The following is a 26990-nucleotide window of genomic DNA, read 5'->3' as shown; positions in this document are numbered from 1 at the left end:
AGGTGATTGGGCCTTTTGAGCCACACAAGCTGAAGGCCTGACGCTTGTGGTAGGCGCAACAGTCCTACGCGGCCGTCATGATCTCGGCATAGGTACCGAAATCGACATTGCCGCCGGACAGGATCACGGCGACGCATTTGCCGGCGAGGTCGATCTCGCCGGACGAGAGCGCGGCAAAGGCGACGCAACCGCCGGGTTCGACCACCAGCTTGAGATGGGCCATGGCGTCGCGCATCGCTTGCGCGGCGGCCTTGTCGGAGACGGCGATGGCGCCGGCGAGATTCCTGCGGTTGATCTCGAAAGTGATGGCGCCGGGCTCGGCAGTCAGCAGCGCATCGCAGATCGAGCTGTGGCCGGGATCGTTCGAGACCCGCTCGCCCTTGGCCAGCGAGCGGCGCGTGTCGTCGAAATGCTCGGGCTCGACGGCCCAGATGGCGGTTTGCGGCGAAGCGTCCTTGACGGCGACGGAAATGCCGCTCGACAGGCCGCCGCCGCCGCAGGGGATGACGACGGCGTCGAGCGCCACGCCGAGCGCCTTGGCCTGCCGCATCAATTCCAGCCCGATCGTACCCTGGCCGGCAATGATGGCCGGATCGTCGAAGGGCGGCACCAGCGCCATGCCTTGTTCGATATAGGGGCGCACGACCGTCATGCGGTCATCCTTGAAACGGTCGAACGTCACCACCTCGGCGCCCATCCTGCGGACATTGCCGATTTTCATCGCCGGCGCGTCGGCCGGCATGGCGATCACCGCCTTGACGCCGAACATCGCGGCCGACGCCGCCACGCCCTGCGCATGGTTGCCGGACGAGAAGGCGACGACACCGCGGCCCCGCTCTTCCTCGCTGAGCGTCGACAATTTGTTGTAGGCGCCGCGGATCTTGAAGGAGCCCGTGCGCTGCAGCGTTTCCGGCTTGAACAGGATGCGGCCGCCATGGCGCCTGTTGAGCTCGGGCGATTCGATCAGCGGCGTTTCGACGATCAGGCCGGAAAGCCGCTCGGCGGCGGCGCGGATGTCCAGGATGCCGGGCAGGGTGGTCATGGTGGGCCTTGCGAAAGAACGCGATCGCCCATGGTGCACGCAAAAGGCCGGCGCGCGCCAACGAAAAAATGTGACGGGGACAAGGTTTGGCGGTGGTGCGCTGGCGCGCCTTCACCTTCGTCGGGAGTTTTGGCTACCGCCAATCGCAAAAGGCTGATGCTGTCCCGGGTCGCTGGGCTTGTCTTGATACTGGACGAGAAAGCGCTGTGGCTGAAAGTGGCGCCGGGCGGAGCGGGCGCTGTTGGCGCGACCTATGCGATTAGCCGAGTCCCCTATCCCTTCGTCATACTCGGGCTTGACCCGAGTATCCATGCCGTGACCTTTGCCATGCGCGCGACGGTGCAGAATTCTGTACCCGCTGCAACGCCTTAGCGTCACGGCATGGATCGGGAATGTGGCCACGGCCAATCGCGGTCCTTGCGAACGCCCCCCTCACCCCAGCAGCGTCGGCGTCCGCTTCTTGCCGCCGAGCTTGCGCCAGGTGTTGAAGCGGTGGGTGGCGGCGGCGAAGGATATCTTCATCTGCTGGGAAACCGTGTAGCGCGACTTGCCTTCGTCGAACATGCGGTAGCAGCACTCCGCGCCCTCCTCGGTCAGCTTGCCGTCCGGCGTCTTGTTGTGCGGGTTGGCGGGATCGAATTTCTCGAGCTGTTCCTCGACCAGGCCCTTCAGGCGCCTCAGGTCGGCCTCGATGCTGGCGATGAGATCGAGCACCGGCTTGGCGTCGAATGCGTGCGGCGGCTTCTTCTCCGTCATTGCGTTGGTCTCCTTCGATTTCGGCTGTCGCGTCAATATAGGTTAACATTCGGCAATAATGAAGGGGCCGCTCCGAGCACGTCTGGTCATCCATTTTCGCGCGCGGCGGTGGCCTTCGCAATTGACGTTGGGCGCTTGAAACCATAGTTTAGAATCATTCTAAACTAGAGTGATCCCATCATGCTTTCCCGTGTTTTCGGCTTCGGCCGCCGTTCCTTCGATTCGCTGTCGGAGCAGGAGATCCTGGCGCTGGCGATCTCCTCCGAGGAGGATGACGGGCGCATCTACCGCGCCTATGCCGATGGCCTGGCGCAGGACTTTCCGCAATCGGCCAAGGTGTTCGAGGCGATGGCCGAGGAGGAGGACGGCCACCGCGACTCGCTGATCGAGCTTCACCGCAAGCGATTCGGCGACCGCATTCCGCTGATCCGGCGCGAGCATGTGAGGGGCTATTACGAGCGCAAGCCGGACTGGCTGGTGCGGCCGCTCGGCATCGAGCATGTGCGCCGGCAGGCCGAGGACATGGAGCGGCAGGCCTACCGCTTCTATGTCGAGGCCGCCAAGCGCACCACCGACGCCTCGACGCGCAAATTGCTCGACGATCTCGCTCTGGCCGAGCAAGGCCATGAGAGCTCGGCGCACGAACTGGAGCAGCAGCACGTGCCGGGTGCGGTCAAGGAGGAGGAAGCGAGCGCCGAGCAGCGCCAGTTCATCCTCACCTATGTGCAGCCGGGGCTGGCCGGGCTGATGGACGGCTCGGTGTCGACGCTGGCGCCGATCTTCGCCGCCGCCTTCGCCACCCATGCGACTTTCCAGACATTCCTCGTCGGCCTCGCCGCCTCGATCGGCGCCGGCATCTCGATGGGTTTCACCGAGGTCGCCTCCGACGACGGCAAGCTGTCGGGGCGCGGTTCGCCGCTCAAGCGCGGCCTGACCGTCGGCATCATGACGACGCTGGGCGGGCTCGGCCACGCGCTGCCCTACCTCATCCCCTATTTCTGGACGGCAACGATCGTCGCGGCGGTGGTGGTGTTCTTCGAGCTGTGGGCGATCGCCTTCATCCAGAACCGCTACATGCAGACGCCGTTCTGGCGCGCCGCCTTCCAGGTGGTGCTGGGCGGCGCGCTGGTGTTCGGGGCCGGCGTGCTGATCGGGAACGCCTAGAGCAATTCCAGGAAAAGTGTGAGCGGTTTTCCGTCCGGAATTGCGTAAAAACAAGGAGGTAGAGCGGTTCGCCGTTTCCGTGAAACGGTGAAACGCGCTAAGCCGCGCCCTACTGCGTCAGCACCGTTTCCGACGGGCGCTGGTTGTAGTCGCATTTGCCGGTGGTGGTGTAGAAGAATCGGCGTTGCTGACGTCGGCGGGCACCGGGTTGCCGCCGTCTTCCCAGGCCTGGTAGCCGGGCTGGCCGCAGGGCACCGCGGTGAAGATGTTGACGGTCTTGCCGGTCGCCACTTCCGGCGTGTTGGTGGCGCTGGTGCCGATATAGAGCCGGTTCGAGGTGGCGGGGTCGTTCGATTTCAGCACCTTCGGGTTGCCCGACGGCACGTCCATCTCCAGATAGAGCTGGTCCATCTGGCTGACGTCGATCACCGCGCCGGCGCCATTGGCAGGATAGAAGGTGTCGGCGCAAGAATATCTGGTGCCGTATTGGTCGGTCTGGATCACTGATCCGGCGGGCAGGCTCTTCTGCAGGGACTTTAGTGTGCCGGTCGTGCACACCTGTTTTTGCACCACTGTGCTGGTGGAGCCGTTGACAGTGCTCACCGTGGTCGTGCCGTAGCCCTTCGGATCGCCATAGCCGTTATAGCTATAGCTGATCGTCATCAGCGGCTTGGCCACCGTGGCGCCGAACTTGGTGCCGTAGAGCGTCATGGTCTTTGCCCAGTAACCCGACACCTTCGTCACCTTGAAGGTGGACTGCACCAGCGCCGGCGTCTTGCGCACCGCGGAGCCGACGCCGACCTGCACCGTGTCGATCCGTGCGATCTGCATGAAATTGGTCGGCATTGGATAGTTGGCCGTGGCGGTGAAGGTCGCCGCGCCGAAACTGTCGACATTGACGCTGGTGAGCGTCGCCGTGCCCTGGCCGCTATTGGCCGCATAGGCCTGCTGCAGCGCCGTCTGGCGGTCGGCCAGCGATGTCGTCGTCGGCAGCGTGGTGATCGAGATGATCGCGGCGTCGAGCGCGTTCTGCATGTCGCTGCGGGTCGTCACCGCCGAGGTGTAGTCGACCGAAAAGCCGACTGCCGTCACCAGCGGGATCGTCAGCAGCACCATCATCGGCATCATCGAGCCGTCGCGGCTAGCAAGGAAGCGCCTCGCCATTCCGGCCAGCGCGGCCGGGCTGAACTTTCGGGCAGAACTTGGCATGCTTAAGGCCTTCATCATCGCGGCATCGGAGCCGGTTTACCATCCGGGCGCGGAGCATGCCCTAAAGCGGTGGAGGAATGTTTAAGCGGTTTTGAATGTTTCGTGTGCGGCCCCTTCGCCCCGTTTACGGGGAGAAGGTGGATCGGCGCGTAGCGCCGAGACGGATGAGGGGTGAGTCAGCCGAACGATGATCATCGTCATCCGCGGCGCAAGGTGCCCACCCGTCGACGACGGACTCACCCCTCATCCGCCCTTCGGGCACTGCGGCCCTTCGCTATCGCTCCGGGCGTTCGTCGCTCGGAAAGCCAAGCAATTGGCTTTCCCTCCGCTGCGCGGACCACTCCTCACCCCCGCAAGCGGGGCGAAGGAAAGCCCCGCCGCTTGCCCCTCAACCCCGCCCCTGCTAAAGCGCGCCGCATGACGACGCCGCTCGACCACATCCGCAATTTCTCCATCGTCGCCCATATCGACCATGGCAAATCCACGCTTGCCGACCGGCTGATCCAGCTCACCGGCGCGCTGGAGGAGCGCGACATGAAGGAGCAGGTGCTGGACTCGATGGATATCGAGCGCGAGCGCGGCATCACCATCAAGGCCCAGACGGTCAGGCTCAACTACCGCGCCAAGAACGGCGAGGACTATGTGCTGAACCTCATCGACACGCCTGGACATGTCGACTTCGCCTATGAGGTGTCGCGTTCGCTCGCCGCCTGCGAGGGGTCGCTGCTGGTGGTGGACGCTTCCCAGGGCGTCGAGGCGCAGACGCTGGCCAATGTCTACCAGGCCATCGACAACAACCACGAGATCGTCGTGGTGCTGAACAAGGTCGACCTGCCGGCGGCCGAGCCCGAGCGCATCCGCGAGCAGGTCGAGGAGGTGATCGGCCTCGACGCCTCCAACGCGGTGCTGATCTCGGCCAAGACCGGCCTCGGTGTGCCGGACGTGCTGGAGGCGATCGTTCACCAGCTGCCGCCGCCGCGCGAGGGCGACATCAACGCGCCGCTCAAGGCCATGCTGGTCGACAGCTGGTACGACGCCTATCTCGGCGTCATCGTTCTGGTGCGCATCATCGACGGCGTGATGAAGAAGGGCCAGACCATCCGCATGATGGGCACCGGCGCGAAATATCTCGTCGAACGCACCGGCGTGTTCAAGCCGGCCCGCGTCAATGTCGACGAGCTCGGCCCGGGCGAATTCGGCTTCTTCACCGGCTCGATCAAGGAAGTGGCCGACACCCGCGTCGGCGACACCATCACCGAGGACCGCCGCCCGACGCAGAAGGCGCTGCCCGGCTTCAAGCCGGCGCAGCCGGTGGTGTTCTGCGGCCTGTTCCCGGTCGACGCCGCCGATTTCGAGGATCTGCGCGCCGCCGTCGGCAAGCTGCGCCTCAACGACGCCAGCTTCTCTTATGAGATGGAGACGTCGGCCGCGCTCGGCTTCGGCTTCCGCTGCGGCTTCCTCGGTCTGCTGCATCTGGAGATCATCCAGGAGCGGCTGGAGCGCGAGTTCAACCTCGACCTCATCGCCACCGCGCCTAGCGTCGTCTATCGCATGAACCTCATCGACGGCACGGTGAAGGAATTGCACAACCCGGCCGACATGCCCGACGTGGTCAAGATCGCCTCGATCGAGGAGCCGTGGATCCGCGCCACGATCCTGACGCCCGACGACTATCTCGGCGGCATCCTAAAACTCTGCCAGGACAGGCGCGGCATCCAGGCCGATCTCTCCTATGTCGGCAAACGCGCCATGCTGACCTACGACCTGCCGCTCAACGAGGTGGTGTTCGATTTCTACGACCGGCTGAAGTCGATCTCCAAGGGCTACGCCTCCTTCGACTATCATTTGACCGATTATCGCGAGGGCGACCTGGTGAAGATGTCGATCCTGGTCAATGACGAGCCGGTCGACGCTTTATCCATGCTTGTGCACCGCTCGGCCGCGGAGAAGCGCGGCCGCGCCATGTGCGAGAAGCTGAAGGAGCTGATCCCGCAGCATCTCTTCAAGATCCCGATCCAGGCGGCCATAGGCGGCCGCATCATCGCACGCGAGACCGTCTCGGCCCTGCGCAAGGACGTCACCGCCAAATGCTACGGCGGCGACGTGACCCGCAAGCGCAAGCTGCTCGACAAGCAGAAAGAGGGCAAGAAGCGCATGCGGCAGTTCGGCAAGGTGGATATCCCGCAGGAGGCGTTTATCCAGGCGCTGAAGATGGGGGATTGAGGGGGGCTTTGGCGCGCGGAGCGCTCGCTACTCCTCAGCGAAGTATCGATTTACCTCAGTGAGCATGTCACAGAATTCCACATCGAATTCCGATGCGTGGAATTCGTCCAAAACCTGAAACAGCGAGATAGATATCCCGTAGGCCTCGTCAAGCACCCGATTGTAAGCCGAAAAAAACTCTTTTCCAGAAATTCGACAACTATATCCCCGAGTCGTCCAATCTTTATCAAATTCGCTTTTAGCCAACTTCAGAATGGTCTGAGTGTCCCTACCGTCGCGTTTGAGCTGATAGTACTTGCTTGTCGCCGATTGGACGTTAATGAGGCAATCCTCGCGCATTTCCAAAGAAATAGCGGACAAGGTATTGTCGATCCACGCATCTTCTATCGTTTTCTCTTTCTTTTTAGCTGCCTTTTGCGTAGCCTTGTAGATCGCGTCCCGAGCGATGACATAGTTCTCGATCTCTTTTCGCCGGAGGACATGACAGAAGACCCCCGACCTTCTTAGCTTCTGCTCGTGGCCTTCAATTTCGTCCAAGCATCGATAATCTCGGTCAAAGATCGCGGCGATCTTGGGTTGAATTCCAAAAAGCTCCTGAAAGGCCCAAGGCAGGTTGCCTACCCGAGGCCATTGTTCGTACCCACCTATCTTGAGCAGCATCGTGTCAGGATCGCTAAATACCCCATCGGGAATCAGCATTTGCTCGAACCTTCGATAGATGGAGCGATCGTTTCCCTCGAATGCTATTATCCTTCTGGCTCTAGAAAGACGCGCAAAGTCGGCGTTCTCTGAGGAACCTAATAGCGCATGCGCGCTACGGTAGCCTTCCTCGGTGGTGATCCGCTTCCCTGTCTGCAGTTCCGATCTCACCAGAACGACATCGCCTGAGTTGGCTTCGTTCATGATCTCTGCCGAATGAGTGGCAAGAAAAATCTGAGAAAATCTCTTCTTGGCAATGCCGTAAAGTCTTCTCTGTAGGTCGGCGTGGAGGTACACGTCAGGCTCGTCCAGAACGAGGATATCTCCTCCCGACCCTCGAAGAAAATGGGCCATGATTTGCATCCACGCCTGAAATCCAAATCCTGACAAATAGATTTCTCTTGGATACCCCTTCTCGAGGTAAATCATCTCAAGCGTCGATGGCACTCCAACAATTACTTTCGGTTTTTGAACCTCGATATCTTTCCAATTACCCTCCACTAGCGCGGAGAATTCCTGAAATTCGCCGTGGCTCTTCTGTCGCCAAATATTCCTAAAGTTTCGCGCAGCAAGTCGAGTATGCTCGACGCTTCTAACGTAATCGGGATCGTTCGGTTTCTCGGTTTCCTCAAACTGACCCAGCGTCGGAACGACAATTATGGATTCTGGAAAGCAGTCTCTGAAGAAGGCCTTGGTGCTCTTTGCTCTTCTATCTGATTGTATGAAAACGATTGGTTGACGGTCGACGTTCAGTATAATGTGAAGGGCGGATCCATTCTCGTGAAATATCGAAATCTTAACGTCATCTTCCGACTCATCTGTCGGTATATTTGCAATGGGCAGGCAAAAATTCTTATTAGCCATTTCGTATGTTGCGCAAACGCCATACGGACTTTGGGTCTTCAGGACCGGAAGTCTGTATTCCGCGTAGCGAGCTACGTCAGCGAACAGCCGGAGGGCGTCGAGCACTGAAGACTTTCCAGCGTTGTTTGGACCTACGAAGATATTTCGCTCTTTGCAGGTAACGCGGAATTTAGAGTGCTTTCGAAAGTTCTCGAACTCGATTCGCCTTAGAATTTAAACCTCCTCCCGCTAGTGCCGTCTTAGGTTAGATTCCTACATGATTCTGCCTGAGCCGTAACGGTGTCGCACGTCATTTCGGCCCTGAGCCTCCCGCCATCGAACCCCCTCGCCTCTGTTCCTTCGGGAGGTTGCTTTCGATTTTTCAGTTCGTGTCTATGATCCCAGTGCACTTGCCTAGTGTCCTCCCTTCTCCATCCGCCCACCTTGGCGTATCCTGTTCCCCGGCTTGGGGAGACATCACATGCGCTCCACCTCGGACACCGTCGGGGCCTCGCCATTGGCGGCGCGTTGGGCATGGCGGGCACTTTCGTTGGCAGCGACGCGCTGCGCGAGACGCTGTGGACCATCGACGGCGCGGGCATCGTCGTCGCCGCGGCGCTGCTGACGATAAAATACCAGCGGCTCGGCAATGATCTCGTCGCGGCCGGCTTTCTCACTTTCCTCGCCGGCGAAAGCCTGCTTCTGGCCGGCAATGCGGCGGGGCTGCAGGCCAGCGTGCCTTCCTATGCCGGCGGCATTGCGCTGTGGGCGGCGGGGCTGGTCATGGTTAGCGCGCAGGCCACCTTCGCGCTCTGGATGCGGCTCACGGGGCTCATTGCCGCCGCGCTCTTCACTGTTTCGGTGCTGATGATCCTGTGGGGCGCGCCGCTTTTGCCCACCTCGTCGCCGCTGCCGGCGCTCGGCTATCCGTTCCTGGTGCTGACCTTCGTCGGCTGGATCTGGACTTTGCTGAAAGCGGAGCGCTGAGTGCCAGGGCCATGGCCGCGCCGCTCGAACTCCGCAACAGCCCGTCGGGAAAGATCTTTCCGGCGCTCGGGCCGTTCCTGATCGGCGGCGTCTTCGGCTTCGGCGCGCTGCAGGGCGTGGCCTCGGGCGCGGATGGAGGGCATGTGCTGTGGATCGCGCTGCTCGCCGCCGCTTGTCTCGGGCTCGGCGCCTTTATCGCGCGCGGCGCTTTCGACACTTCGGTCAAGGTCGTCTTGGATCAGCGTGGTTTCCGCGATGCTCGCGCCGGCGACGTGCTGGTGCCGTGGAGCAAGGTGCGGAGCGTGCGGCTTGCCGCCGGCGGCAAGGGCGCGGCGATGCTCAATTTCGAGCTCACCGGCGAGCCGCCCGACGAAATCCGCTATTCCTCCGCCAACGCCTTCGGGCTGATGCCTTTCGGCCGGAACACCGTGCATATGGAGATCTCCTCGCTCGACGTGCGGGGGCAGGACCTGGTGGATGCGGTGAAGAAGTTTGCACCGCATGTGGTGGTGAGGCGGTGATTCGCGGGGAGATGTCCGGCAGGACAGCGGGGCGCTGTCCCGCCGGCATCTCAAGGCCTAGGTTCCTCGCCCCGCCACGTGCGGGGAGAGGTGTCCGCGAAGCGGACGGAGAGGGGCCTTCGTAGGGCGCTCCCCTCTCCGTCTCGGCTTCGCCGAGCCACCTCTCCCCACTTTCGTGGGGCGAGGAAACGCGAACTCACAGGCGCCGCGTTCCTTCACGCCCCCCTCTGCCCTGCCGGGCTTTCGTTGCTCGGAAAGCCAAGCAATTGGTTTCCCGTCCGCTGCGCGGACCGCTCCTCAACCCCCACAAGGGGGGAGATTACGCACTCCACCCGTGCTCTACTCCCCTCGGGGACCTCGCCATGATTCGCGCTCTGCTCGCTCTCCTTCTCCTCACCACGCCGGCCGCCGCCGCCGACATGTCGGTCTTCGTGCGCAACCAGCGCTCGGACGGCGTGGCGCTCGAGCTGTTCAGCCGCGACAGCCAGAAAGTCTGGCCGGGCGGCGACAAGGTGTTCCTGATCCGGCCGAAGGCGAAGAAATCCGTGCCGATCTCCTGCGAGCCCGGCGAGCATATCTGCTGGGGCGCCTGGGTGGACGGCGACGATTCCGTCAGCGCCGGCGTCGGCCCCGACAACGACCAGCCCTGCGACACCTGCTGCTTCATCTGCGTGGAGCATTCGACAGAGACGGTGGACCTGGCGGAGTAGGGGGAGTTCAACGCTTGGGTTCCTCGCCCCCGCAAAGCGGGGGAGAGGTGTCCGCGAAGCGGACGGAGAGGGGGCCTTCGTAGGGCGCTCCCCTCTCCGTCTCGGCTTCGCCGAGACACCTCTCCCCACTTCGTGGGGCGAGGAACCTTAATCCTGAGAAGCCGCGATCCTTCGCGCCCCCCTCTGGCCTGCCGGCCATCTCCCCCACAAGGGGGAGATCAGACGTCGCTGCCGTCTTCGCCAATCCCCTCAAATTCACCCCACTATTTTCCTCCCCACCCCTTGGCATCGCCACGCCTCATGCCATCATCCGGCATCGGCCGTGGGGGCCGATTCTGTCTCGGGGGTTCTCATGTCCATCTCTTTCGCGCGCCGCGCCGCCGCCGCGCTTTCGCTTGCCGTCCTCATCGCGCCCGCCGCCCATGCCGGCGACGTCACCTTCCAGATCAGGAACAACCATCCCAACGCCATGCGCGTCGAGCTCTACAGCCAGGACCGCGACTATGTCTGGCCGGGCGATGGCAAGGATTTCTATCTCGACGACGGCGAGACCAAGCAACTGCCGATCTCTTGCAACGAGGGCGAGAAGATCTGCTACGGCGCCTGGGTGGACGGCGACGAAAGCACCTATTGGGGCGTCGGCCCCAACAACCAGGAGACCTGCGAGGATTGCTGCTACACCTGCAGCGGCGGCCAGACCGAGGAGATCGACCTGGAGGAGTAGGGGCGCCGAAGCTGCTGATCTCCCCCTAGTGGGCCGTTTACGGGGAGAAGGTGCCGGCAGGCGGATGAGGGGCGGCGCTGAGCTTTCAGGTAAAGCGGGACGGCGCGACCTTGGGCAAAGGCAGGCAGCCGGCGCTCAAACTGCAGACGCCGGCGCTGCCCCTCATCCGCCCTTCGGGCACGGGCCCTTCGCTGTCGCTCCGGGCGTTCGTCGTTCGGAAAGCCAAGCAATTGGCTTTCCGTCCGCTGCGCGGACCACTCCTCACCCCCGCAAGCGGGGAGAAGGAAGCTAGCTCTGCGCTGTCCAGAACGCGATCTCCTGCGCCTTGGTCCGGAGCTCGGTCTTCAGCCACTGATCGTCGTCGTCGAGATAGCTCCACGGCGTCTTGCCCTCAGCCCGCATCTCGCGGATGTAGGAGCGGTAGCGATAGTGGCTGTAGACCGACATCGCGTAGGTGGCATAGGCGGCGGCGAGCTTGCGGTGACCACGGATGATGACCAGGTTCTCGTCGTTCTTCCGACTCGCCGGCGCCGAGAAATTGTGGCTCCCGGTCACCACCACGCAGTCCTTCGAATGCGGGTCGGTCACCAGGATCTTCGAGTGCACGATGGCGTGGCCGATCTGCGACAGGAACTCGCGCCGGTTGACCTCGGCGATCCATGGCCCGAGCGGCGCGTCGAGGCCTTGCGGCTGCGCCACCGCATAGCGGTCGGGCGTGAATTTGCGATCGCTGCTCACCAGGTCGATGTCGAGGAAATTTTGCCCGGTGCCGCCCTCGTCCGCGCTCAGCGTCGAGACCACGCCGCGCACATACATGCCTTTCTCCTTGGCCCGCTCTCCGGCAAGCGTGTGCAGCCCCTGCTTGCCCGGCGTGAACATCAAGAACAGCACCGCCTGCCGGGCCGAGCTGATGACCTCGCGCAGCGCATCCATGTCGGCGCCGTTCGAGGTGCGGGTGAACCAGACGGTCGCCCTGGCGCTCCCGATCGTGAAGGTTTTCGGCGCGTCGTTGTCGGCGATCAGCGCCGGCGTGAAATTGGCCGGGTCGGTCTTCGGCGGCGAGGCATCCTTGAGCAGGTCCCAATTCTTGCGGAAATGCGCCGCGACAGCCGCGTCCTCGATCAGCAGGCCGTTGTTGACCTGCGTGCACAGGCCCGTGGTGCTCCAGTTGGTGCTGCCGGTCCACACCTTCTTCGGCTCGCCGTCTTCGGAGACGACGACGAACTTGTTGTGGCCGAGCCCTTTCGATTTCAGCATCCGGTCGATGGTCGAGATGCCGTGGTCGTTGAGGTTCTTGCGCGCGTCCTTGTTGCCGTCGCCGCTTTTGTCGGAACCGTTGGCGAGGATGAGATGCAGCCGCGGGCCGAGCCCGATCAGCGCCGTCTCCAGCGTCGCGTCGCCGAGCTCGTAGAGCGCGGCATGCAGCTCGTCGCCGGCGCCTTGCGTCAGCCCGACCATGCGCAGGCCGAGATCGCCTTCCAGGAAGGCGCGGAATTTCGCGTCGCCATTGGTCTGCAGGCTCTTCTTGAAGGCCGCCGGCGTCAGCCTGTTCTTGGCCATGTAGCGGGCGACGAATTGCGACAGCACCAGCCCGCGGTTGAAGTAGCAGGAAAAGCCGCCCCCGGCGTCGGTGGCAAGCGTCTTCCACTCCGTCCAGTCGCTGGAAGCGCCCTTGATCAGCGGCTTGCCGGGGCCCGTGCTCATCATCGCGGTGACCCGGTAGCGCACGACATTGCCGACATCGGCGGCATGGTCGGTCCAGTTGAAGCGCTGGAACGGCCAGACGTCGGACGGCCTGTGGTCGCCCGATTTCGGCCTGTCCTTGGTGAAGCCGACGCGGTTCTCCACCGTCTCGATCTTCTCGGTCGCGCCAACCTTGCGGCCGCGCTCGAGCAGGAAACCCCGGCATCCGGCGATGAAGTCGCTCGGCGCCCAGGCGACGAAAGCGTCGTCGCCATTGGTGTAGACGGAAACCTTTATCTGGACGGCCATTTGTCGGTCCTCCCCGATGCAGCGCCGGCTGGTCCGGCATATCACTGCAGCCAACAAAATCCGCGCCGGAAGCAATGCTCCGGATCAACTGAAACAGAACTTTCGAGAAGGTGGCGGCGGTGATTATGTGGCGGCAGAAGATCGAACGTCAATGTTTTGCAGCGTCAAGTATAACTCTATGAACTGCTTCACACTGTGCTCTGTTTGCAAGCAAAACAAGGGCGATGGTTTCGAGGGTCATGGGTTCAAACGGCAGACCGGGCTGGAGCACTCCAGGAAAGTGCGAGCGACGCCGTTCACCGTTTCTGTCCTTGAAATCGGCGCGAAGGCAGGGGATTGGCCAAAGCCGCCCGAACCTCGTCATTCCTGGGCGGAGCAGCCGCGAAGCGGCGTCGCGGAGACCCTGGAATCCATGCCATGACTTTGAGCGCAGGATGCATCAGAGCAGAATTCTGCACCATTGCGGCGCTCGGAAGTCACGGCATGGATCCTCGGGTCTGCGCGCGTCGCTTCGCTCCTTGCTCCGCCCGTGGATGACGACTTCGCGTAGGCTTTGGCCAATCGCCTAGGCATCCGCCACGCATATATCCCTAAGCCGGGAACCGGCCGGCCCGGAGACCGTTTCGAAATTCGCTCCGGCGAGTCATATGGTGGTGGTTTCGAGAACCGGAGCGGAGCGGACATCAGGTCCGTGAGCCTGCGCATGATCCGAAAATCGAAATCGATTTTCGGAAAGGATCATGCGCCAAGCAAAAGTGCTGCAGCGTCCTTTGCGCGTCCAAGAGGACGCGCGGCGCTGCAGTAGCGCAGAAACCGCCGGCAGATGGCCGCCGGAGTAGAATTTCCAAACGGTCTCTCAGCTCTTGCTGGAGGCCAGCACAAGCACCGGCTTCTCGCTGTAAAGCTGCGGGAACAGCGCCTTGAGATTCTCGATCTTGGGCAGGTCGTTGTAGACGATATAGGGATAGGTCGGGTTCAGCGTCAGGAAGTCCTGATGATAATCCTCGGCCGGATAGAAGGTCTTGCCGGTTTCCAGCGTGGTGACGATCGGCTTCGAAAACACCTTGGCCTTGTCGAGCTGGGCGATGTAGCTCTCGGCGACCTTCTTCTGCTCGTCATTCTCGGCGAAGATCGTCGAGCGGTACTGCGTGCCGGAATCCGGCCCCTGATAGTTGAGCTGCGTCGGGTTGTGCGCGACCGAGAAATAGACCTGCAGCAGCTGGCCGTAGGTGACCTTCGACGGGTCGTAGGTGATCTCGACGGATTCGGCATGGCCCGTGCGGCCAGTGCCGACCACCTCATAGACGGCGTTCTCGGCGCTGCCGCCTGTATAGCCCGATACCGCCTTGCTGACGCCCTTGACGTGCTGGAACACGCCCTGCACGCCCCAGAAGCAGCCGCCGGCGAAGATCGCCTTCTCGGTGCCGCTCGCCGCCTTCTCGTCCATTGCCGGCGGCGGGATCACCACCGCGTCCTCGGCCGAACGCGCCGGGCTCTGCCAGAAGACGGCCGCGGCGACTGCCGCAAGGCCAAGCGCCGCAAGCGCGCCGCGGGTGAAGAATGGCCGCGCGGCTTTTGTCTTTGTGCCGTTCATGTCCTGATCTCCTGTCATTGTCTTAGCATATACGAAGGAAGCCGTCGGGAGGTTGTCACTTTGCCGTGCGGCGGTGTGTAACCGCCAACGGCGCTCCCCCTCATCCGGCCGCTTCGCGGCCACCTTCTCCCCGAGGGGAGAAGAGATAGCGGCGGCGCCGACCGCTCCTCTCCCCTTGGGGAGAGGTCGGATTGCCCCGAATTGCTCTTCGCAATTCGGTTGGCAATCCGGGTGAGGGGAAGTGCCAAGCTCACCTTACTGAGCGGTGCTATCCGCCGGCTTCATCGCGTCCGTCGCCGGCTTCATGGCGTCGGTTGCAGGCTTCATCGCATCCGCAGGCTTCATGGCATCCGTGGCCGGCTTCATCGCCTCAGTGCTCATCGCGTCGGGCTTCATGGCGTCGGCCGGTTTCATCGCGTCCGTCGCTGGCTTCATCGCATCGGTCGCCATGGCATTGGCGGGCTTCATGGCGTTGGTCGCGTCGTCGGCGCGGGCGCCGGCCACGAAGACCGCGGCGGAAAGCGCGAAGGCCAGAGCCGGCAGCGTGAGGAACTTGGTCATGGTCGTACTCCTTGGGTTTTGGCGCGCGCATGCGGGCCTTGGTGAAGCGTTGCCGCCCATGCGGCCCCGCGCGAAAGGGAATGAAAAATCAGTTGGCGGCGGCGGCCAGGATCGGCCCGCCGCGCGGCGCCTGCACCAGCACGGCGGTGCTCAAGCCGCCGCTGGCCGCCGGCAGCGGCAGCGTTGTCGCTTCACCGTTCCAGCTGCCGAGCCTTGTCAGCGCATGCACGACATTGGCGTGCGGCAGCGTGCGGCCGGTGTTCTCGCCACGCGCCACCGGCACCTCGACGACGCCCTTGTTGTAGCGCACCAGCCAGATGTCGGCGCCGCCGCCCAGCGCCTTGCCGGCGCCGATGCTGACCTTGCCCTGCCCGAGCGAAAGCTCGGGGCCCTGCGGGTGGCCGCTGTTGGCGATGAGGCCCTGGATCTCGCCGGGCGCACCACCCACGGCGTCATGGCTGCCATTCACCACCACCTGCGGCGTGAACGGCCCGTCATGGCCGAGCGACGGCTCATAGGTCACCTGGCGGTCGGTGAATTCCTTGCGGCCAAAAGTGTCCTTCCAGCCGAGATAGTCCCAGTAGGTGACGTTGAACGATAGCGCCAGCACGCCCGGCTGGTCCTTGACCTTGATCAGGTTGGCATTGGCCGGCGGGCAGGACGAGCAACCCTGGCTGGTGAACAGCTCGACCACGGTGAGTGGCTGGGCGGCCGCGGCACCGATCGTGGCCACGAGCATCGCGCCGGCAAGCAGGCCTGTCTTCAATCGGGTCATGGGAAGCAATCTCCGTAGCGGGGTCATGCTCCCATTTCGCCACCGCGGATCGCTTCGTTACAGGCTTCACCGGTTTGTGATTGCAGGCCGCTTCTCTTCCGATCGCGGAAGAAGGCTCATCCGTTCACCGCGCGGCTATCTTCCGGCGCTTCGGCCCTTTCCGTCAGCCCGTAATCGCGCACGACCTGGGCGATGCGCAGACGGTAGCCGGCAAAGATGCCGCCGCGGCCGGCCTTTTGCGCCTGGCGGTGCTCCTCGGTGTTGCGCCAGGCTTTCACCGCTTCCTCGTCGCGCCAGAAGGACAGCGACAGCACCCGCTTCGGATCGGTCAGGCTCTGGAAGCGCTCGACCGAGATGAAGCCGTCGATGCTTTCGAGCAATGGCCTGAGCTCGGCGGCGATGCCGAGATAGGCATCGCGCTTTCCTTCGGCCGGTTCGACCTCGAAGATGACAGCGATCATGCCTCTATTCCTTCCTTGACGGTCACGTCGGTGCGAAAGAGCTGCCTTGGACCGTGCGGTCCCGACACCAGCTTCAGGAAGACGCGATCTTCCTTCAAGATGAACTTCTCACGCCTGGCGAACTCGTAATTTGCCTTGCCCGCGGGGTCCTCGGCAAGCCGGGCGCGATAGGCCTCATAGGCGGCGAGGCTCTCGATATTGTAGGCGGCATAGGCCGTGGTGGCCGAGCCTTCATGCGGCGCGTAGTAGCCGATGAGCTCGGCGCCGCAGCGCGGAATGGCCTGGCCCCAGGCGCGCGCATATTGCTCGAAGGCCGCCCGGCCGAACGGGTCGATCTCGTAGCGGATGAAGCAGGTGATGGTCATGTCGGTCTCCTCGTCGGTTGGCTTGCGTGCATCGATGCTTCGACCGTGATCGAAACATCGCTGGCGGCTCTGTGCTAGAGCAGGATGACGTTTCGTTGAATCGTCATCCTGCTCTAACTCTTTGTTGGAGCATGATCTTTTCCGAAAACCGGTTCCCACTTTTCGGGATCATGCTCTAGGCATCCTCCTGTCAGGAGTGTTTGCCCGGGCTGCTTGAGATGAGCCCAGAATAATGCTTCCCTGACGTGAATGCTTCGATGAGGATCGAACCATGCGTGAAGGACCCGACATCGCCCGCATCGCCAGCCTGGTCGGCGACCCGGCCCGCGCCAACATGCTGAACGCGCTGATGGGCGGCACCGCGCTGACGGCGTCGGAGCTGGCGCTGGAAGCCGGCGTGTCGATGCCCACGGCTTCCTCCCATCTGTCGAAGCTGATGGAGGGCGGGCTGCTCACCTTGGCGAGCCAGGGCCGTCACCGCTATTACGGGCTGGCCAGCGCGCAGGTGGCCGGCATGATCGAGGCGATCATCGGCGTCGCCGAGGCGGTCGGTCCGAAGCGGGTGCGGCCGGGACCGCGCGACGCGGCGATGCGGGTGGCGCGGGTCTGCTACGACCACCTCGCCGGCGAGCAGGCGGTGGCCATGCTCGACCGGCTTTTCGACCGGAAGCTTCTGCTGCGCGAGGACAATGAAATCAGGCTCTCGCCAGCCGGTGCCGCGCATTTTTCCGCGCTCGGCATCGAGATCCAGGCCAAGGCGCGGCGGCCGGTGTGCCGCGCCTGCCTCGACTGGAGCGTGCGGCGCTCGCATCTCGCCGGGATGCTCGGCGCCGCTATCCTCGACAAAATCATCGCGGAGAAATGGGCCCGCCGCGAGAAGGACAACCGAGCCGTGGTGTTCTCGCCGAGGGGCAGGCAAGAGTTTGGGAGGGTGTTTCTGGCGTAGGGGGCGCGCACTAACGACAGCCTCGCAATGCTGGCGCGAGGCCCCCTCTCTGCCCTACCGGGCATCTCCCCCTCAAGGGGGGAGATCGATGTCATGCCGGCTTTCGCCAACCTTCAACATTGCAGGACAAGCGAGGCGTCGAGACTGCCAATCTCCCCCCTTGAGGGGGTTGAGGAGCGGTCCGCGCAGCGGACGGGAAGCCAATTGCTTGGCTTTCCGAGCGACGAAAGCCCTGAGCGACAGCGAAGGGCCGCGCAGTCCGGCAGGACAGAGGGGGCGCGAAGGATCGCGGCGTTGCCCGGCGCTTGCGAGGCTCACCCCCTTTTCAACGCCTTCCCCAGCTTGAAGAACTCCCTCCACGGATCGGCTTTCTTCAGTTGCGCCAGTGTGGAAGCATCCCCAAGCGGGAAGGCATTCGGCGCCAGCCCCTTCTCGATCTCGGGCCAGGTCACCGGCATCGATATCGTGGCGCCCTTCTTGGCGCGCGAAGAATAGGGCGCGACGGTGGTCGAGCCGCGGCCGTTGCGCAGATAGTCGACGAAGATCTTTCCGGTGCGCGCCTTCTTCGACAATGTCGCGGTGTAGCGGTCGGGCGCCGCCTGCTCCAGCGCACGGGCGAAGTCGTGCGCGAAATCCTTGACCTCGTCCCATTCCGCCGAGGGTTTCAGCGGCACCAGCACATGATAGCCCTTGCCGCCGGAGGTCTTGACCAAATTGGGCAGCGACAAATCGTCGAGCTGCCTGCGGATGTCGAGCGCCGCCTCGCGCACTTTGGAGACATCGACGCCTTCGTCCGGGTCGAGGTCGAAGATGATCTGGTCCGGCTTTTCCAGCTCATCGATCGTCGAGCCCCAGATGTGCACCTCGACCACGCCGTACTGGACCAGCGCCGCCAGCCCGTCGAAATCCTTGATGTAGAGGATCTCCTCGCCATCGGTCGGATCTTTCATGCGGGCGATCTTGTCGCTCATGCCGGGCGAGGCGTGTTTCTGGAAGAAGCGCTGGCCGTGGATGCCGTCCGGCGCGCGCACCAGGCTCAGCGGCCGGTTGACGACGAATGGCTCCATGCGCGGCCAGACCAGCGCGTAGTGTTCGAGCAGGTCCTGTTTCGAAACCTTCTCGTCCGGCCACAGCAGCTTGTCGGGATGCGAGAGTTTTATCGAGGTCTTGGCCGCTCCGGCTGAGGTCTTGGCGGGTTTTGCGCCCGGCTTTGCTTCGCTCTCGGCCTTGCCGGCTTGCTTCGGCTTTTCCTGCACGACTTCCTCCGCCGGCTTGTCCTCGCGCAGCCCCTGGAACGAGGCATGACGGATTATACGGTCGGATGTCCAGCTGCGGAACTCCACCTCGCCGACAAGCTCGGGCTTGACGAAGGTGAGCCCCTTGCCCTTCGGCACCGCGGCCGAGAAGGGCGATGTCTTCGCCTCGAGGCGATCGAGCTTCTTTTTCAGATCCGTCATCACCTTGCCGGAAAAGCCGGTGCCGACACGGCCGGCATAGTGCAGCTTGCCGCCCTCATTGAAGCCGACCAGCAGCGAGCGCAGGCCGCGGCCCGTCTTGTCCGAAGGCAGATAGCCGCCGATGACGAATTCCTGCCTGAGCGTGCATTTCGACTTGATCCAGGTGAGGCCGCGCCCGCAGCGATAGGGCGCGTCGGCGCGCTTCGACACCACCCCTTCGAGGCCCATGCGGCAGACATGCTGCAGCATGACCTTGCCGGGTTCGTGGAAATGATCGCTGAAGCGCAGTGCCGAATCCTCGGGCTGCCGGCCCAGCAGTTCGGCCAGCGCCTGCTTGCGTTCGACCAGCGGCTCGCGGCGCAGGTCCTCGCCGTCGAGCCGCACCAGGTCGAAGACATAATAGATGAAGCGGTCGGCGCGGCGGGCCGACAGGTCCGCCTGCAGCAGCGGGAAGGACGACACACCGCTGTCGGCCAGCACCACGACCTCGCCGTCGATGATGGCGTCGCGGCATTTCAGCTTGGCCAGGGCCGCTGTGACCGGCCCCTCGAATTTCCCTGTCCAGTCGAGGCCGGCGCGGGTGAGCAGCCTGACCTCGCTGCCTTCGATCTGCGCCTGCATGCGATAGCCGTCGAATTTCACCTCGTGCAGCCAGTCGTCGCCGGTGGGTGCTTCCTTCTCCAGCGTCGCCAGTTGCGGCTCGATGAATTCGAGCCGCCCGGCCCGGCCGGCCTTGGCTTTGGCGGGCCTGTTGGACTGCCAGACCTTCGGCGTCTGCCCCTTGGCCGCCTTGCCTTCGCCGACCTCCTCGATGGTCAGGCCCGATTTCACCGATTTCGGTTTTTCTTCGAGGATATCCTCGCCGGGACGGGCGGCGGCATCGTCGGATTTGATCAGCAGCCAGTTGTCGCGCCTCTCGCCGGGGCGCGGCCTCAGCCTGACCAGATGCCAGCGGCCGTTGAGCTTGTGGCCTTCGAGCTCGAAGTCGATATGGCCCTTCTTCATGCCCTGAGCGGGATCGCCATCGGGCATCCATCTACCCTCGTCCCACACCAGGACCGAGCCGCCGCCATACTGGCCCTTTGGAATGGTGCCTTCGAAGGAAGCATAGTCGATCGGGTGATCCTCGACATGCACGGCCAGCCGCTTCTCATGCGGGTCGAGGCTCGGGCCGCGCGTCACCGCCCAGCTCCACAGCACGCCGTCATATTCCAGGCGGAAATCATAGTGAAGCCGCGTCGCGGCATGCTTCTGGACGACGAAGATGCCGCCGGCCTGCTTGCCGCGCTTCACCTTGCCGGCCGGCTCGGCGGTTTTCCTGAAGTCGCGCTTGGCGTGATATTGTTCGAGGCTGGCCATTGCGGGCTCCTATGCGGACTTGCGCTTCGGCGCGGCTTTGGCCTTCGCTCGTTTGGCCGGCGCTTTGGACGATGCCTTGCCGGCTTTGCCGTCATCCGCGTTGAGGCTCTTCTTCAGCGCGTCGAACAGGTTAACGACATTGGACGGTTTCGGCGATGCCTTGGCCTTCGGCGCCTTTCTCCCGGCCTTCCTGGAGCGGACCAGCTCGAGCAGCGATTCTTCGTACCGATCCCTGAACTTTGCAGGGTCGAACTTCGCCTTCTTCTTGTCGATGATAGTCTCGGCCAGCCCGACCATCTCGCCGTCCAGCTTCGCGGACTGGATGTCGGCGAAGACGCCGGACGCGTCGCGAACCGTATCTCCGTAGCGCAGCGTCGTCAGCAGCATGCCTTTGCCGAATGGCTCGATCATCGCCGGGCGCTCCCGCTGATAAAGCACGATGCGGGCGAGGCCGGCCATTTTCTTCTCCGCAAGCGCATCGCGAATGACGGCGAAGGCCTCCTGCGAGACCTTGTCGGCGGGGGAGACGTAATAGGGCGTGTCGAGATAGACCTGGTCGATCGAGGCCTTGTCGACGAAACCGTCGAGATCGAGCGTGTGCGAGGATTGGATCTGGACCGCCTCGATATCTTCGTCCTCGATGCGGATGAATTCGTCCTTGCCGACCTCGAAGCCCCTGACCTCCTCATCCTCTTCCAGCGGCTTTTGGCTTTTCTGGTCGACATAGACACGCCGCACCCTGTTGCCGGTCTTTCGGTTGAGGATGTGGAAGGACACCTTTTCGGCGTGGGTGACGACGTTGCTCAGTTGGATGGCGCAGGTGACCAGTGAAAGCTTGAGATAACCGCTCCAGGCGGGGCGCGGCGCCATGACGAACACTCCTTGCAACATCGGGGCAACATCGGACAAACCGAAACGACCGGAACGCCGCTTCGGTTCCCGGGGACGGGAAAGCCGACGCCATGCGCCGGCCTTATCGTCAGGCTATTCGGCCGCCTGCAGGTTGATCTTGCTTTCGGCGATCTCGGTGAGCTTGCGGTCGGTCGCCTCTTCTTCCTTGAGGTTCTTGGCCAGCACATTGGCGCAATCGCTGCGGCTGAGCTGCTTGGCCCAGGCGATCAGCGTGCCGTATCGCGTTATCTCATAGTGCTCGACGGCCTGCGCGGAGGCGATCAGCGCCGCATCGAGGACATCCTTGTCGTCGACATCGCCGCTGACCTCGTCAGCCTCCGCGAGGATGCCATCGATGGCCGGGCAGTTGACGGTCTTGGCCTTGACACCATGCAGCTCGAACACCTGCTCGACCCGCTCGATGTGACCCTTGGTCTGCGTGAGATGCTTCTCAAAGCCGGCCTTCAATTGCGGATCGGTCGCCTTGTCGATCATCTTCGGCAGCGATTTCTCGATCTGCTTCTCGGCATAATAGATGTCGCGCAGCGTGTGGATGAAGAGATCGTCCAGTGTCTGGATGTCCTTCGAAAAGAAGCCCATGGCGGTTGCCTTCCATGTTTCGCATTGTCGGGGAGTTGCGCGGCGGACAGCCGTCAACATGGCCGGGTTCATCCCGGTCCTTGCGGATCAACGTCGTCTTCCGTGACAGGTTCCTGTCCGCCCGGCCGGGAGAAAGGAAATTTCCTGCCGCCGGGCGAAGGTGAAACAGAGGCGCGGCCAAGCGACATCCGAACGAAACATATGTGATGCAAAAGTCACACGGCGCGGAAAGGCGACGAAAGGCACCGAAACACCGCGAATCAGCCGCAATCCGGCCACGATGCAACGAGTTTCGGACCAGAAATTAACATCACGTTCACCGACTATTCACGCCTCGACGCTATGCTCTCGAACAATTCGGACGGGACATCCGAAAGCGGGACAGGGACAGTTAAAATGAACTTCTGGAACCACATTACAGGCTACGCCGCCGCCATTCGCGAATTCGTCGCGCCGACCTACCGGCCGGAGCGCTATTACATGCGCGGCCCGGGGCCGGCCTGCGCGCGTCGCGGCAACTCGCTGGGCGTCGGCGCGAACTGACATGACCCGCCAACGCGCCCACCACAGCCGCATCTGCCGGCCGGCCGCCGACCAGCGCGCCACCACCTATCGCGTCGAGCGCCTTGTGCTCGCCGCCAACTGGCGTGCGACAACGCCGCGACTTTGACGCCGCCGCCGGCTGGCTTAGTGTGTCTCCTAGCTTAGTGTTTGGGGTCACAAGCAGCCGGGGCCGCGATGACCGACCTGCCCGAAAGTCCTGATTTCCCGCGCCAGGCCTATAACGCCCGCCAGCCGCTGATCGTCTTCGACGGCGTCTGCGTGTTCTGCTCGGGCTTCGTCCAGCTCGTCCTCAGGCTGGACCGGGAAAAACGCTTCCGCTTCGCCACGGCGCAATCGCCGCTCGGCGAGGCGCTGTTTCGCGAGCATGGCCTGCCGACCGACGATTACGACAGCAACCTCGCCATCATCGACGGCGCCCCCTTCACCAAGCTCGACAGTTTCGTTGCCGTCATGGCCGCGCTCGGCTGGCCTTGGCGCGCCGCGAAGGCGCTGCTCATCCTGCCGCGACCGCTGCGCGACTGGCTCTATGACCGCGTTGCCAAGAACCGCTACGCGCTGTTCGGCCGCAAGGACAGTTGCGAGATTCCTTCGGCCGAATTGCGGGAGCGGCTGATCGGCTAAAGCGCGTCGCGATCTTTCAGATTCGCTCCATGCGCTATCGCGCCTGGCTTGAGCCGGCGCAGGGTTCGAGCACGGTGGGTTCGCCGGCCGTCCCGCCCAGCTCCCGGCAACCCATGACCGTGCACAGCGTCCAGCCTTCCCCGGTGGCGCCGGACGCCGCGAGCACCAGACGCTGCTGGGGCCCGATCCGTGGCGCATAGATCCACCAGCCGTCCCGCAGCACCGAGCCCTCGGGCGGCTCCATGCCGGCGCCGGAGCCTTTGACCCGCGCCTCGACGACGTGCAGCCCGGTGGGCGACACTTTCCAATCCTCCTGCCAGCGCGTGCGTTCCACCGAATGCGTCCAGGACAGGGTGAAGGCGGCGGCGGCGAGCGTCACCGTCTTGCCGGCGGTGAGGATGCATAGGCTCATGCGGCGCCGGCCATGGACAGCCGGCGCGCGCGCCAGCAATGCCAGCCGATCCACGCCAGCGCCAGAACCCAGCCGGCCTCGTCGGTGAGCGGCAGCGCGATCACCAGGAGCAGGCCGGCTGCGAAAGCGACGAGACGCTCCCACAAGGCCATGCGCCGGGCGAGGAAGCCGACGGCGGCGGCGCCCCACAGCACAATGCCCATGCAGGCCTTGGCGACGATATAGGCGACCTCGACGGGATAGCCGAACGAGGCCGCGATCGGGCCGGCATCCTGCAGCATGAGGGCGGGCGTGTAGACGGCCATGAACGGCACGACGAAGCCGGCGATGGCGAGCTTTGTCGCCTGGATGCCGATCTTCAATCCGCTTTCCTTGGCCATCGGCGCGGCGGCGAAGGCGGCGAGCGCCACCGGCGGCGTCAGGTCCGCCATGATGCCGAAATAGAAGACGAACATGTGGCTGACCACCAGCGGCACGCCGAGCGACAGCAGCGCCGGACCGGCAAGGGAGGAGGTGATGATGTAGTTGGGGATCGTCGGAATGCCCATGCCGAGCACCAGGCAGGTGAGCATGGTCAACACCAGCGACAGGAACAGATTGTCCTCGCCGATGGAGATGATCCAGCCGATGAAAGTGGAGGCGATGCCGGTGAGCGTCAGCGTGCCGATGACGATGCCGACGATGGCGCAGGCGATGCCGACGGGCAGCGCGTTCTTGGCCCCTTCGGCAAGCGAGTCGACGCAGATGCGCAGCGTCTCGCGCCCACCCTTGAAGGCGAGGCAGGCAATGACGAGCGCCGCGATGACGAGGCTCAGCACATTGACGCCGAAACGCATGAAGGACGCGGCGGCAAGCCCGATGGCCAGCCAGAAGACGACGCGGAAGGCGAGCGGTCCGATCAATGCCGCCAACGGTGTGCCGAGGATGAGCACTATGGTCAGCGCGAGGCCCATCGTGCCGGCGAAGATCGGCGTGTAGCCGGCAAACAGAAGATAAACCAGCACGGCGAGCGGCAGCACGAGCGGCCAGTGCTTTCGCACCGCCTCCCAGGGATTGGGCAACTCGGCCTTGGCCATGCCATGCAGCCCGGCCTTGCCGGCCTCCAGATGCACCTGCCAGAAACAGGCGCCGAAATAGAGCAGCGCCGGGATGATCGCCGCCTTGACCACCTCGGCATAAGGGATGTTCAGCGTCTCGGCCATGATGAAGGCGACGGCCCCCATGACCGGCGGCATGATCTGGCCGCCCATCGAGGAGGTCGCCTCGACCGCGCCGGCAAAGGCCGAGCGGAAACCGAAGCGCTTCATCAGCGGAATGGTGAACTGGCCGCTGGCGACGACATTGGCGACGCCCGAGCCGGAGATCGTGCCCATCAGCGCGGAGGAGAGCACGCAGACCTGCGCCGGACCACCGCGCCATGAGCCGACGAGGCCGAGCGCGAAATCGTTGAACAGCGCGATCATGCCGGCACGTTCGAGGAAGGCGGCAAAGACGACGAAGATGAAGATATAGGCGGCCGACACATAGACCGGCGTGCCGTATATGCCCTCGGTGCCGAAGGCGAAGGTGTCGACCAGCTGCGCGAAATCATAGCCGCGATGGATGAAGGGCGGCGGCAGATGATTGCCGACGAAGCAATAGGCGAGGAAGATGAAGGCGATCACCGCCAGCGGCAGGCCCATCAGCCGTCTAGCGGCCTCGAAGACCAGCACCACCAGCAGCGTGCCGACGATGAGGTCCGGCGTGGTGAGGAAGCCGGAGCGGCGGATGAGGTCGGCATAGAAGACCCAGTTGTAGAGACCGGTCGCGAAACCCAGCACGCCGAGCGTCCAGAATGCCGCCTTCGCCGCCACGCCGGTGGCGCGCAAATTGGCGATCAGGCCGAAACCGAGCAACAGCAGGAAGCCGACATGCATGGCCCGCACCACCTGGCTGGGAAGGCTGCCATAGGCGGCGATGTAGATCTGGAAGACGGAGAAGGCGACCGCGATGGCAAAGGCGGCCTTGCCAGCGAGGCCGTCGCCGAAGCCCGGCGGCAGCCCTTCGACCTGTTCTTCGGCGGCGGGGGAAAGAACGGTCGGGGTCTCGGTCATTGGCGGGTTCCTGACGGGCAATACCGTTCTCCGTTGAGGGGAGGGAAACCACGTATGGGGCTCCCCCTCGCCCAGCCTCCGCTTCGCTCGGCTGACCTCTCCCCGGTGGGGAGAGGAGATTGTCGGCGTCGCTGCCAACCTCTTCTCCCCACCGGGGAGAAGGTGGCCGCGAAGCGGCCGGATGAGGGGGCTGGCGCTGCGCTATGCGATAGCCCTTCCTCGATGGTGAGGGCCTATTTCAGCAGGCCCTTTTCCTTGTAGTAGCGCTCCGCGCCGGGATGCAGCGCCACGGGCATGCCGTCCAGCGCCTTGGCCGGGTCGATCGCCTTGGCGGCGGCATGAGCGGCGGTGAGCTGGTCGAGATGCTCGAACAAGAGCTTGGTCATCTGGTACGCGGTGTCGTCGGGAACGTCGGCGCGGGTGATCAGGAAGTTGCCCACCGCGGCGGTCGGGACATCTTCCGCCTGGCCTTCATAGGTGCCTTTCGGGATGACCACGGAAAGATAAGGCGCCCCGATCTTGGCGACGTCCTCGGCCGGCACGGCGACGACGTTGATCGGCACGGAAGTTGCGAGATCGCGGATGGAGGCGACGCCGAGGCCGGCCGACTGCAAGGTGGCGTCGAGCTGGCGGTTCTTGATCAGCTCGACCGATTCGGCGAAGGGCAGGTATTCGACGCGTCCGAGATCCTCGTATTTGAGACCGGCGGCGGCGAAGATGGCGCGCGCGTTGAGCTCGGTGCCGGAGGCGGGCGCGCCCACCGACAGGCTCTTGCCCTTGAGGTCGGCGAGCGTCTTGATGCCGGAGTCCTGGCTGGCGACGATCTGGATATAATTGGGATAGATCGCGGCAATGCCGCGCAACTTGTCGAGCTTGCCCGGGAAGCCGGCTTCGGTGTTGCCCTCGGCGGCCATCTTGACGGAATCGCCGAGCGCGAAGGCGATCTCGCCCTTGCCCTGCTGCAGGAGGTTCAGGTTCTCGACCGAAGCCTTGGTCGCCTGAACCTGCGTGCGTGAGCCCTCTATGCCCTTGCCGTAGATTTCGGACAGCGCGACGCCGAGCGGATAATAGACGCCCGACGTGCCGCCGGTGAGCACATTGATGAACTCCTGCGCCCCGGCCGATACGGCGCCGAGACCGAGCGACAGCGCCAAGGCGCCGGCGGCAACAAATTTCGTCCTGAAATCGAGCATAGGTTTCTCCTCCTGAAACGGTCGCGTCGCCTCCCCGGCGCGAGACTCGTGAGTTTAGACGGGAGGAGCCAAATGCCAACCCGCAATTCAACGCATTCTGTTTGACCATGATCCTTTCCAAAAAACCGGGGCCACTTTTTGGGATCATGATCTGGACGAACGGTTGAGTGGCGGCGAAAAAGCGCCGACTTGCGCTCTGCTGCTTTGGGGACGAAAGATTTTTCCGGC

General features: G+C 63.6%; 27 protein-coding genes. 11 read left to right on the top strand and 16 right to left on the bottom strand.

Features of this window, described 5'->3' with window-relative positions:
- Nucleotides 1-64 precede the first annotated feature (64 nt).
- Nucleotides 65-1042 (bottom strand): threonine/serine dehydratase, encoded by a 978-nt coding sequence (locus EJ068_RS15445; protein ID WP_127251358.1) that lies wholly within the window; start codon nt 1040-1042, stop codon nt 65-67.
- Between the two features lie 432 nt (nt 1043-1474).
- The gene (locus EJ068_RS15440; RefSeq protein WP_126080275.1) at nt 1475-1798 is read right to left on the bottom strand and encodes a hypothetical protein; all 324 of its coding nucleotides are present in this window, start codon (nt 1796-1798) and stop codon (nt 1475-1477) included.
- Between the two features lie 180 nt (nt 1799-1978).
- On the opposite strand from EJ068_RS15440, the gene mbfA reads away from it, so the two are divergent.
- Nucleotides 1979-2962, top strand: coding sequence for an iron exporter MbfA (gene mbfA, locus EJ068_RS15435; protein WP_126063482.1), 984 nt, complete (start codon nt 1979-1981; stop codon nt 2960-2962).
- 117 nt (nt 2963-3079) lie between these two features.
- Here the strand turns inward: mbfA and EJ068_RS15430 are convergent, their stop codons facing one another.
- On the bottom strand, nt 3080-4171 hold the full coding sequence (locus EJ068_RS15430; protein WP_348527731.1) for a TadE/TadG family type IV pilus assembly protein: 1092 nt from the start codon (nt 4169-4171) through the stop codon (nt 3080-3082).
- 417 nt (nt 4172-4588) lie between these two features.
- On the opposite strand from EJ068_RS15430, the gene lepA reads away from it, so the two are divergent.
- Entirely contained in the window at nt 4589-6394 is a 1806-nt protein-coding gene (lepA, locus tag EJ068_RS15425) for a translation elongation factor 4 (protein WP_127252994.1), read from the top strand.
- Nucleotides 6395-6421: 27 nt separating this feature from the next.
- Here the strand turns inward: lepA and EJ068_RS15420 are convergent, their stop codons facing one another.
- The gene (locus EJ068_RS15420; RefSeq protein WP_245463460.1) at nt 6422-8158 is read right to left on the bottom strand and encodes an ATP-binding protein; all 1737 of its coding nucleotides are present in this window, start codon (nt 8156-8158) and stop codon (nt 6422-6424) included.
- A 312-nt stretch (nt 8159-8470) separates the two neighbouring features.
- Here EJ068_RS15420 and EJ068_RS32630 point away from each other — a divergent pair, with 312 nt between their 5' ends.
- From EJ068_RS32630 to EJ068_RS15400, 4 genes are all read left to right on the top strand, one after another.
- Nucleotides 8471-8923, top strand: coding sequence for a hypothetical protein (locus EJ068_RS32630; protein ID WP_245463429.1), 453 nt, complete (start codon nt 8471-8473; stop codon nt 8921-8923).
- A gap of 11 nt (nt 8924-8934) precedes the next feature.
- Entirely contained in the window at nt 8935-9444 is a 510-nt protein-coding gene (locus EJ068_RS15410) for a hypothetical protein (protein ID WP_127252996.1), read from the top strand.
- 362 nt (nt 9445-9806) lie between these two features.
- Nucleotides 9807-10154, top strand: coding sequence for a hypothetical protein (locus EJ068_RS15405; RefSeq protein ID WP_126080281.1), 348 nt, complete (start codon nt 9807-9809; stop codon nt 10152-10154).
- A gap of 352 nt (nt 10155-10506) precedes the next feature.
- Nucleotides 10507-10878: a hypothetical protein gene (locus EJ068_RS15400; protein ID WP_127252997.1), complete on the top strand. Its 372-nt coding sequence runs from the start codon at nt 10507-10509 to the stop codon at nt 10876-10878.
- 288 nt (nt 10879-11166) lie between these two features.
- On the opposite strand, the gene EJ068_RS15395 is transcribed toward EJ068_RS15400, so the two are convergent.
- On the bottom strand, nt 11167-12870 hold the full coding sequence (locus EJ068_RS15395) for a phospholipase D-like domain-containing protein (RefSeq protein ID WP_127252998.1): 1704 nt from the start codon (nt 12868-12870) through the stop codon (nt 11167-11169).
- 16 nt (nt 12871-12886) lie between these two features.
- On the opposite strand from EJ068_RS15395, the gene EJ068_RS15390 reads away from it, so the two are divergent.
- Complete coding sequence (locus EJ068_RS15390; RefSeq protein WP_127252999.1) at nt 12887-13291, top strand: hypothetical protein; 405 nt, start codon at nt 12887-12889, stop codon at nt 13289-13291.
- A gap of 435 nt (nt 13292-13726) precedes the next feature.
- Here EJ068_RS15390 and msrA read toward each other — a convergent pair whose 3' ends face one another.
- The 5 genes from msrA to EJ068_RS15365 all read right to left on the bottom strand — a co-directional run bounded on the left by msrA (nt 13727) and on the right by EJ068_RS15365 (nt 16626).
- On the bottom strand, nt 13727-14464 hold the full coding sequence (msrA, locus tag EJ068_RS15385; protein ID WP_127253000.1) for a peptide-methionine (S)-S-oxide reductase MsrA: 738 nt from the start codon (nt 14462-14464) through the stop codon (nt 13727-13729).
- A 255-nt stretch (nt 14465-14719) separates the two neighbouring features.
- A complete protein-coding gene (locus tag EJ068_RS15380; protein ID WP_127253001.1) occupies nt 14720-15025 on the bottom strand; it encodes a hypothetical protein in 306 nt (101 codons plus the stop codon).
- 88 nt (nt 15026-15113) lie between these two features.
- Nucleotides 15114-15800, bottom strand: a complete 687-nt coding sequence (locus EJ068_RS15375; protein WP_128298040.1) for a DUF1223 domain-containing protein — start codon at nt 15798-15800, stop codon at nt 15114-15116.
- Nucleotides 15801-15916: 116 nt separating this feature from the next.
- Entirely contained in the window at nt 15917-16261 is a 345-nt protein-coding gene (locus EJ068_RS15370) for an antibiotic biosynthesis monooxygenase (protein WP_127253438.1), read from the bottom strand.
- Nucleotides 16258-16626: an NIPSNAP family protein gene (locus EJ068_RS15365; RefSeq protein ID WP_127253439.1), complete on the bottom strand. Its 369-nt coding sequence runs from the start codon at nt 16624-16626 to the stop codon at nt 16258-16260. Before EJ068_RS15365 ends, EJ068_RS15370 begins: the two co-directional genes overlap by 4 nt.
- 271 nt (nt 16627-16897) lie before the next feature.
- On the opposite strand from EJ068_RS15365, the gene EJ068_RS15360 reads away from it, so the two are divergent.
- Nucleotides 16898-17572, top strand: a complete 675-nt coding sequence (locus tag EJ068_RS15360; RefSeq protein WP_127253440.1) for a winged helix-turn-helix domain-containing protein — start codon at nt 16898-16900, stop codon at nt 17570-17572.
- A gap of 314 nt (nt 17573-17886) precedes the next feature.
- On the opposite strand, the gene ligD is transcribed toward EJ068_RS15360, so the two are convergent.
- The 3 genes from ligD to EJ068_RS15340 all read right to left on the bottom strand — a co-directional run bounded on the left by ligD (nt 17887) and on the right by EJ068_RS15340 (nt 21879).
- On the bottom strand, nt 17887-20388 hold the full coding sequence (gene ligD / locus EJ068_RS15350; protein WP_127253441.1) for a DNA ligase D: 2502 nt from the start codon (nt 20386-20388) through the stop codon (nt 17887-17889).
- 9 nt (nt 20389-20397) lie between these two features.
- Nucleotides 20398-21258 (bottom strand): Ku protein, encoded by an 861-nt coding sequence (locus EJ068_RS15345; protein WP_127253442.1) that lies wholly within the window; start codon nt 21256-21258, stop codon nt 20398-20400.
- A 114-nt stretch (nt 21259-21372) separates the two neighbouring features.
- The gene (locus tag EJ068_RS15340; RefSeq protein WP_127253443.1) at nt 21373-21879 is read right to left on the bottom strand and encodes a ferritin-like domain-containing protein; all 507 of its coding nucleotides are present in this window, start codon (nt 21877-21879) and stop codon (nt 21373-21375) included.
- A 396-nt stretch (nt 21880-22275) separates the two neighbouring features.
- Here EJ068_RS15340 and EJ068_RS15335 point away from each other — a divergent pair, with 396 nt between their 5' ends.
- The 3 genes from EJ068_RS15335 to EJ068_RS15330 all read left to right on the top strand — a co-directional run bounded on the left by EJ068_RS15335 (nt 22276) and on the right by EJ068_RS15330 (nt 23064).
- Nucleotides 22276-22422 carry a hypothetical protein gene (locus EJ068_RS15335; protein WP_126080293.1) on the top strand — a complete coding sequence of 49 codons (147 nt, stop codon included), beginning with the start codon at nt 22276-22278 and terminating at the stop codon, nt 22420-22422.
- A 1-nt stretch (nt 22423) separates the two neighbouring features.
- Nucleotides 22424-22549, top strand: a complete 126-nt coding sequence (locus EJ068_RS33675; protein ID WP_281059023.1) for a hypothetical protein — start codon at nt 22424-22426, stop codon at nt 22547-22549.
- A 68-nt stretch (nt 22550-22617) separates the two neighbouring features.
- Nucleotides 22618-23064, top strand: coding sequence for a thiol-disulfide oxidoreductase DCC family protein (locus EJ068_RS15330; protein WP_127253444.1), 447 nt, complete (start codon nt 22618-22620; stop codon nt 23062-23064).
- Nucleotides 23065-23098: 34 nt separating this feature from the next.
- Here the strand turns inward: EJ068_RS15330 and EJ068_RS15325 are convergent, their stop codons facing one another.
- The 3 genes from EJ068_RS15325 to EJ068_RS15315 form a co-directional block, all read right to left on the bottom strand.
- A complete protein-coding gene (locus EJ068_RS15325; RefSeq protein WP_127386182.1) occupies nt 23099-23476 on the bottom strand; it encodes a DUF1850 domain-containing protein in 378 nt (125 codons plus the stop codon).
- Nucleotides 23473-25569: a TRAP transporter permease gene (locus EJ068_RS15320; protein WP_129554612.1), complete on the bottom strand. Its 2097-nt coding sequence runs from the start codon at nt 25567-25569 to the stop codon at nt 23473-23475. Before EJ068_RS15320 ends, EJ068_RS15325 begins: the two co-directional genes overlap by 4 nt.
- A gap of 233 nt (nt 25570-25802) precedes the next feature.
- Nucleotides 25803-26762, bottom strand: coding sequence for a TAXI family TRAP transporter solute-binding subunit (locus EJ068_RS15315; RefSeq protein WP_127252695.1), 960 nt, complete (start codon nt 26760-26762; stop codon nt 25803-25805).
- Between the last annotated feature and the right edge of the window lie 228 nt (nt 26763-26990).

Origin of the sequence: Mesorhizobium sp. M2A.F.Ca.ET.043.02.1.1 (genome assembly GCF_003952405.1) — a bacterium.
Classification (GTDB): domain Bacteria; phylum Pseudomonadota; class Alphaproteobacteria; order Rhizobiales; family Rhizobiaceae; genus Mesorhizobium.
This window is presented reverse-complemented; position numbering and strand designations above follow the sequence as displayed.

Coding starts and splice junctions, on each gene's coding strand:
- EJ068_RS15445 (WP_127251358.1), bottom strand. CDS start 1,042: ATGACCACCCTGCCCGGCATCCTGGACATCCGCGCCGCCGCCGAGCGG.
- EJ068_RS15440 (WP_126080275.1), bottom strand. CDS start 1,798: ATGACGGAGAAGAAGCCGCCGCACGCATTCGACGCCAAGCCGGTGCTC.
- mbfA (WP_126063482.1), top strand. CDS start 1,979: ATGCTTTCCCGTGTTTTCGGCTTCGGCCGCCGTTCCTTCGATTCGCTG.
- EJ068_RS15430 (WP_348527731.1), bottom strand. CDS start 4,171: ATGCCAAGTTCTGCCCGAAAGTTCAGCCCGGCCGCGCTGGCCGGAATG.
- lepA (WP_127252994.1), top strand. CDS start 4,589: ATGACGACGCCGCTCGACCACATCCGCAATTTCTCCATCGTCGCCCAT.
- EJ068_RS32630 (WP_245463429.1), top strand. CDS start 8,471: ATGGCGGGCACTTTCGTTGGCAGCGACGCGCTGCGCGAGACGCTGTGG.
- EJ068_RS15410 (WP_127252996.1), top strand. CDS start 8,935: ATGGCCGCGCCGCTCGAACTCCGCAACAGCCCGTCGGGAAAGATCTTT.
- EJ068_RS15405 (WP_126080281.1), top strand. CDS start 9,807: ATGATTCGCGCTCTGCTCGCTCTCCTTCTCCTCACCACGCCGGCCGCC.
- EJ068_RS15400 (WP_127252997.1), top strand. CDS start 10,507: ATGTCCATCTCTTTCGCGCGCCGCGCCGCCGCCGCGCTTTCGCTTGCC.
- EJ068_RS15395 (WP_127252998.1), bottom strand. CDS start 12,870: ATGGCCGTCCAGATAAAGGTTTCCGTCTACACCAATGGCGACGACGCT.
- EJ068_RS15390 (WP_127252999.1), top strand. CDS start 12,887: ATGCAGCGCCGGCTGGTCCGGCATATCACTGCAGCCAACAAAATCCGC.
- msrA (WP_127253000.1), bottom strand. CDS start 14,464: ATGAACGGCACAAAGACAAAAGCCGCGCGGCCATTCTTCACCCGCGGC.
- EJ068_RS15380 (WP_127253001.1), bottom strand. CDS start 15,025: ATGACCAAGTTCCTCACGCTGCCGGCTCTGGCCTTCGCGCTTTCCGCC.
- EJ068_RS15375 (WP_128298040.1), bottom strand. CDS start 15,800: ATGACCCGATTGAAGACAGGCCTGCTTGCCGGCGCGATGCTCGTGGCC.
- EJ068_RS15370 (WP_127253438.1), bottom strand. CDS start 16,261: ATGATCGCTGTCATCTTCGAGGTCGAACCGGCCGAAGGAAAGCGCGAT.
- EJ068_RS15365 (WP_127253439.1), bottom strand. CDS start 16,626: ATGACCATCACCTGCTTCATCCGCTACGAGATCGACCCGTTCGGCCGG.
- EJ068_RS15360 (WP_127253440.1), top strand. CDS start 16,898: ATGCGTGAAGGACCCGACATCGCCCGCATCGCCAGCCTGGTCGGCGAC.
- ligD (WP_127253441.1), bottom strand. CDS start 20,388: ATGGCCAGCCTCGAACAATATCACGCCAAGCGCGACTTCAGGAAAACC.
- EJ068_RS15345 (WP_127253442.1), bottom strand. CDS start 21,258: ATGGCGCCGCGCCCCGCCTGGAGCGGTTATCTCAAGCTTTCACTGGTC.
- EJ068_RS15340 (WP_127253443.1), bottom strand. CDS start 21,879: ATGGGCTTCTTTTCGAAGGACATCCAGACACTGGACGATCTCTTCATC.
- EJ068_RS15335 (WP_126080293.1), top strand. CDS start 22,276: ATGAACTTCTGGAACCACATTACAGGCTACGCCGCCGCCATTCGCGAA.
- EJ068_RS33675 (WP_281059023.1), top strand. CDS start 22,424: ATGACCCGCCAACGCGCCCACCACAGCCGCATCTGCCGGCCGGCCGCC.
- EJ068_RS15330 (WP_127253444.1), top strand. CDS start 22,618: ATGACCGACCTGCCCGAAAGTCCTGATTTCCCGCGCCAGGCCTATAAC.
- EJ068_RS15325 (WP_127386182.1), bottom strand. CDS start 23,476: ATGAGCCTATGCATCCTCACCGCCGGCAAGACGGTGACGCTCGCCGCC.
- EJ068_RS15320 (WP_129554612.1), bottom strand. CDS start 25,569: ATGACCGAGACCCCGACCGTTCTTTCCCCCGCCGCCGAAGAACAGGTC.
- EJ068_RS15315 (WP_127252695.1), bottom strand. CDS start 26,762: ATGCTCGATTTCAGGACGAAATTTGTTGCCGCCGGCGCCTTGGCGCTG.